Here is a 5,894-nt window from a genome sequence, read left to right on the forward strand (position 1 = left end):
AGTTGGAATTTAATTCGTTTTGCAGAATATAATAAGTCATAAATATTTTTAGTTGCATACGAAGATTTGTTCTTATATGATAGATAGTGAAAGCGTTATCAAAAACAGAGCGGCGATGGGAAAGGCGGGTAAATATGTTCCAGCGTGTTCAAACAAAGGAAGAACATTTTTGGTTCGAGCAACTATGGGGAGATTTTTGTGAAGAAAGAAACTTAATGTTCGTAGAACGTAATTTAAATCCATCACGATTTTTATTAATAGAAGATGAACATCATATTGGTACAGTAGAATGTATTAAATATACGGAACCAGAGCAATCGAATTCTGAGTTTTTCTATCCGTTTTCTAAAAATGACTTAGTGAAAGATTTGAAAAATGTATATGAAATAGGCAAGTTAAGTATTGCGAAAACGTCTCGTGGGAGAGGACACTTCAAAAGACTAACAGCTATTTTATTTATGCATGCATTAGAAACGAAAGCAGAATGGTATATTGCAGCAGTTACAAAAAGAATGTATATGTATTTATTAACACTTGGTTTCCCAATTGAACCGATAGATAAGCCATTTCAGTTTCATGATACTTTACAAGGTGTACCAGTACGAATTCACGCCCGGAAAGGGGCTACGCATTTGTATTCTTTAAAAGAATTTCGAGATGTGATCCAAGGGAATGCTCATGCACAGGCATTAATTGCAGAATACAGTAAGAATATTATGTTAACCAAATAATGCGAAATGAATATGTATAATAAAGAGAATGCTATATTAATGTGAAATCATTCTTCAAGAAAAAAAGACCCTTATTATTTTAATAAGGGTCTAAAAATTATAATCCAAATATACTAAAAATCATTTTGCGGCGCTTCGGCTTCTTTTCTCGTTCATATGTTGGTTTTGAATCAGGAGTAATATAAATTGGTTCTTCCTTCTTGAGGGCAGCTTCTAGCTTTTGAATTCTCTCTAACATTTCCTCCATTTCACGGCGATGTTGTAAAAGTTGGTACGTAACAACGTCATTCGCCTTATCTTGCATTTGTTCTTCCATTCGATCTAGCCTTCTTGTGATTGTGTTTAATTGAGCTGCTAATTGCTCAAAATCATGCGATGATATGTTTTGAACAATTGTATTTACTTGAGTTTTTAATTCTACAACATCGTTTGATGATGTTTTTGGAGTAGAGTGAGAGTTGGGAGACTGCTCTATTTGTGAAAGGTGGTATTCTAGCATTTGATCTAAATCATCTTGTGTAAAAATAAAGTGACCATATTTATTTTTTTCTATCGAAAGATTTAATTGTTGTGCAATCCGGACAACAGCCTTTGGGCTAACACCTAATTTTTTTGCGATAAATGGTGTTTTATATTCCAAAATAATCCCTCCTATATATATCCTGTTGAATGATTTCGATCTATGATGTAAGTTCCCTTCTAGTGTGACAAAAGAAGTGTGGAATCGGCAAAGAAAGTGTTTTTTCACGAAATGAAGCTATGAAGAATATATCGTGTATATAAAAATGTTTTATCTTAAAATTTAGAATCATTTGACTGAGGGAAATGAATTAGATTATCATAATGATAAATATCTTTTTTATGTATGCATATAATATATAAAAAGGTGGTTGCTAATGTAGAATTTTGTTAGAGTATTAGAATGCTTACTTCACTTGAATAAAATTAAGTAGGAGGTGGCTTCCTTGCTTACAATGTAAGTAAGGAAAAGTATTTGGACATATATAGTATAAGTATAGTGATTGTTTTAATTGCCTTAACGGCATTTTTCGTTGCAGCAGAATTTGCAATTGTTAAAGTACGAAGTTCACGAATTGACTATTTAATTGCAGAAGGAAATAATCGTGCAACATCTGTCAAGACAGTCATTACAAACTTAGACGAATATTTATCTGCTTGTCAGCTAGGAATAACAGTTACAGCTCTGGGGATTGGGTGGTTTGGTAAACCTGCGTTAAAGCAAATGTTCGACACTCTTTTTGTAAATTTGAACATTTCTACTCAAATAGCGGACATTTTTGCTGTAATTTTAGTGTTTTTGTTTATTACATTTTTACATGTAGTAATAGGGGAATTGTCCCCAAAAACATTAGCGATTCAAAAAGCTGAACAAGTGAGTTTATTTGTTGCTAAACCGTTAATTTTCTTTTATCGTATGGCGTTTCCATTTATTTGGCTATTAAATGGATCAGCCCGAATTATTACGAAGTTGTTAGGGCTGAAACCACCGAAAGGGCACGATGATGTTCATTCAGAAGAAGAATTACGGTTATTAGTTTCAGAAAGTTACAGAAACGGAGAGATTAATCAGTCTGAATTTAAATATGTAAATAAAATTTTTGAATTTGATGATCGTATAGCAAAAGAAATAATGGTACCCCGAACTGAAATGCATATTATAAGTAAAGAGATGCCTGCTGAAGAAGCTTTGCAAAAAATGTCTCGGGAAAAGTATACGAGATATCCAGTTGTTGATGGCGACAAAGACCACGTAATAGGCTTTGTAAACTTTAAAGATATTTTCACAGATTTTGTGCAGCATAGTGCAGTAAGTAATAAGAAAGTAGAGCAATATATTAGGCCGATCATTTTAGTTATCGATTCCATCCCGATACACGACTTATTTTTAAAAATGCAAAAAGAAAGAACGCATATTGCTATATTGATAGATGAATATGGTGGTACGTCTGGACTTGTTACTGTTGAAGACATTTTAGAAGAAATAGTTGGAGATATTCAAGATGAGTTTGATACGGATGAGCAGCCAGAGATTCAACAAGTTAGTGAAACGAAAACGATATTAGAGGGAAAAGTGCTTGTTAGTGAAGTGAATACGTTATTAGGTTTAACGATTGATGATAATGGTGTTGATACAATAGGTGGTTGGATTTTAACGAAGAATATAGAAATTGCTGAAGAGGATTTCATTGAAATTGAAAATTATAAGTTTTGTGTGAAAGAATTAGACGGACGCTATATAAAGAGATTAGAAGTTACAAAAATTGTAGAATCAATTGTTATTATAGAAGACGAAAAACAAATTTCATTACAAGAACAAATTAGTTCGTAAACTCTGCTAGATGGCAGAGTTTTTTTTGAGCATAATGTTTTTGGCAGAATAAGGGCTATGATACAATGACATAAGTCAGACCTTTCACTAGGTGAAGTATTGTTGTATACATATATTTGGAAGGAGAAGAATTATGAAAAAGCATTTATATATAAATGGAGATTGGAAGTCGGTAAACACGTATAAACCATTATACGCACCATATTCTGAAGAAACGTTAGCGGAAATTGCACAAGGAACGGAAGAAGATGTACAAGAGGCTGTTGCTGCTGCAAAAAATGCAATGAAAAAAATGAATACATTATCTGCATATGATCGTGCGACGATTTTAGAGAAGGTTGCACAAAAAATGGATGAAAGAAGAGAAGAATTTGCAGAGATTATTGCAAAAGAGGCTGCAAAACCAATTCGTGCTGCGAGGGGAGAAGTAGATCGTACCGTTCAGACATACAAATTCGCGGCGGAAGAAGCGAAGCGTATATACGGCGAGACACTGCCACTTGATGCAGCACCTGGTGCAGATGGACGTATTGCATACACAATACGAAAACCGATTGGGGTTATAGGAGCTATTACACCATTTAATTTCCCGTTAAATTTAGTGGCACATAAAGTCGGCCCTGCAATTGCTGCTGGAAATACAGTTGTATTAAAACCAGCTGATCAAACGCCATTATCGTCTTACGCATTAGTTGAACTATTTGAAGAGGCAGGCTTGCCAAAAGGGGCTTTAAATATTATTTCTGGTCCTGGTTCAACTGTAGGTGAGGCGCTAGTTACAAATGATGATGTTGCTTCCATTACTTTTACGGGAAGTCCGAAAGTTGGAATCGGAATTAAGGCAAAGGCTGGGCTAAAGCGAGTTACGTTAGAACTAGGATCAAACGCTGCTGTTATTATTGATGAAGATGTAGAATTAACAGATGAATTAATTGAACGTGTAAAATGGGGAGCATTTGTAAACAATGGACAAGTTTGTATTTCTGTACAACGTGTTTTTGTACATGAAAAGAGAATGGATGAATTTCTATCAAAGCTAAAGAAAGCGATGGAAACAGTTGTTGTTGGTGATCCACTGCTTGAAGAAACGGATGTATCGGCTTTAATTTCGAAAAAAGATGTCGAGCGAATTGACATGTGGGTGCAAGAAGCTATTAAAGAAGGGGCAGCAGTTTTATACGGTGGTAAGATACGTGATACAAGGATTTTTGAACCAACTGTATTAACAAATGTTCCGGAGTATGTATCTGTTCAGTGCCAAGAAGTATTCGGTCCACTTATGACAGTAAATACATTTAAAGAATTTGATGAGGCGATAGAGCAAGTAAATGATTCACGTTACGGTCTACAAGCAGGTGTGTTTACAAATAATTTGTTTAAAGCAATGCGTGCAATTGATGAGCTTGAAGTTGGTGGTGTCATGATAAATGATATTCCAACGTTTAGGGTGGATCATATGCCTTACGGTGGTGTGAAAGAAAGCGGTACGGGTCGTGAAGGAATTAAATATGCAATAGAAGAAATGACAGAAATGAAATTAGTATGTATTAAAAAATAAAGTAGATCGAGCTTAAATATCACAATAAAAAACGAGCAGGAAATGTTTACGATTCCATACTCGTTTTTTTATTGTTTGTTTTACGTTTCTCGGAACGATTTCATTTAATCAAGTGTACCTTTTACTTCATTTCTTGTTTGAAAATAGCATCTTCTACATAAATTTGTTCTTTGTCAACAGCAGTGCTATGAGATAATACTAAACCGATTGGTGTTTCTGTACCTTTATTTTGAACAATTGTAAAAGGAACATTTTTTTCATTTGCTAATTTAATGTATTTTGATAAATGTGGGTAAGCAATGCCACCATTTAGGAATATTTGTAATGATTGAGAAGAGCGCATGCTACTAGCTACTTCAGAATATACATTACTTTGCATTACTTGACCGATAGTTAAAGCGATTTCTACACGCTCACGTAATGTAGTTAAATACATATTACGTTCTTCTGGTTTGTTCTGCTTTTGGCCGTAAATGCCTTCTTGGAGATAATCTTCCACATTTTTATTTACCATATTTTTCACACCTTTCATTTTCTATTGTACGAAAGAATGGAGCAGGATGCAAAAAAAGTCTCATCGAATGTAAAAAACTTTGAATAAAAGGAAGGAAAATGGAACGTGTCAATCTAAACAATTAATAAAGCCATAAAAATTTTATCAACACATATTAACAAAATGTGACAATAATCTATTAACGAATCGCAATTTTTGTGTTAATATTCAAAATATAAAGGGTATTCGTCGCGTGGAAATGGAGGAAATGGGGGTTTTTCCAATCGATAAGGATATTAAAGAAGTATTTTGTTCGCACTTGAAAAACAACAGGCACCAATTCGTTGAGAACTGGAAAAACAAAATGATAATTTCCGATAAAGATCCATTTAGACTAGAAGCAGTTCAAAATGGAGAGGATTTATTAGAGTTAATTATCGAACTTACTATGGAAGAAAAAGATATAGATTATCTTCAGCCACTATGCGAGAAAATTGCTATTGAACGTGCAGGAGCAGATGCGAATATTGGTGATTTTGTTTATAATGCAAATGTGGGAAGAAATGAGCTTTTCGAAGCGATGTGTGAATTAGATGTTAGCGCACGTGAATTGAAACCAATTATGTCCAAAATACATACTTGTTTTGACAAATTAATTTATTATACTGTTTTAAAATACTCGGAAATTATATCAAAAAATTTAGAGGAAAAACAGCAATAAATTAACGAAACACATAAAGAAAGGCTGACGATTTTAGGGCA

General features: G+C 33.8%; 5 protein-coding genes and 1 pseudogene. 4 read left to right on the forward strand and 2 right to left on the reverse strand.

The genetic code is table 11. From position 1 onward, the window contains the following. Window positions 1–134: 134 nt before the first annotated feature. The gene (locus KI369_RS20345; protein ID WP_088096314.1) at window positions 135–731 is read left to right on the forward strand and encodes a hypothetical protein; all 597 of its coding nucleotides are present in this window, start codon (window positions 135–137) and stop codon (window positions 729–731) included. A 97-nt stretch (window positions 732–828) separates the two neighbouring features. On the opposite strand, the gene racA is transcribed toward KI369_RS20345, so the two are convergent. Then, on the reverse strand, window positions 829–1,371 hold the full coding sequence (gene racA / locus KI369_RS20350) for a chromosome-anchoring protein RacA (RefSeq protein WP_212957180.1): 543 nt from the start codon (window positions 1,369–1,371) through the stop codon (window positions 829–831). A 354-nt stretch (window positions 1,372–1,725) separates the two neighbouring features. On the opposite strand from racA, the gene KI369_RS20355 reads away from it, so the two are divergent. Together KI369_RS20355 and KI369_RS20360 are read left to right on the forward strand one after the other, a co-directional pair. After that, window positions 1,726–3,081: a hemolysin family protein gene (locus KI369_RS20355; RefSeq protein WP_212957181.1), complete on the forward strand. Its 1,356-nt coding sequence runs from the start codon at window positions 1,726–1,728 to the stop codon at window positions 3,079–3,081. A 133-nt stretch (window positions 3,082–3,214) separates the two neighbouring features. After that, window positions 3,215–4,639: an aldehyde dehydrogenase family protein gene (locus KI369_RS20360; RefSeq protein ID WP_212957182.1), complete on the forward strand. Its 1,425-nt coding sequence runs from the start codon at window positions 3,215–3,217 to the stop codon at window positions 4,637–4,639. Between the two features lie 121 nt (window positions 4,640–4,760). Here the strand turns inward: KI369_RS20360 and KI369_RS20365 are convergent, their stop codons facing one another. Next, window positions 4,761–5,153: a YueI family protein gene (locus tag KI369_RS20365; protein ID WP_000247572.1), complete on the reverse strand. Its 393-nt coding sequence runs from the start codon at window positions 5,151–5,153 to the stop codon at window positions 4,761–4,763. Between the two features lie 232 nt (window positions 5,154–5,385). On the opposite strand from KI369_RS20365, the pseudogene KI369_RS20370 reads away from it, so the two are divergent. Beyond that, window positions 5,386–5,850: pseudogene (locus tag KI369_RS20370) on the forward strand (BA2291 family sporulation histidine kinase); the annotation flags it as partial. Window positions 5,851–5,894 lie beyond the last annotated feature (44 nt).

It is taken from the genome of Bacillus sanguinis (genome assembly GCF_018332475.1).
Taxonomy (GTDB): domain Bacteria; phylum Bacillota; class Bacilli; order Bacillales; family Bacillaceae_G; genus Bacillus_A; species Bacillus_A sanguinis.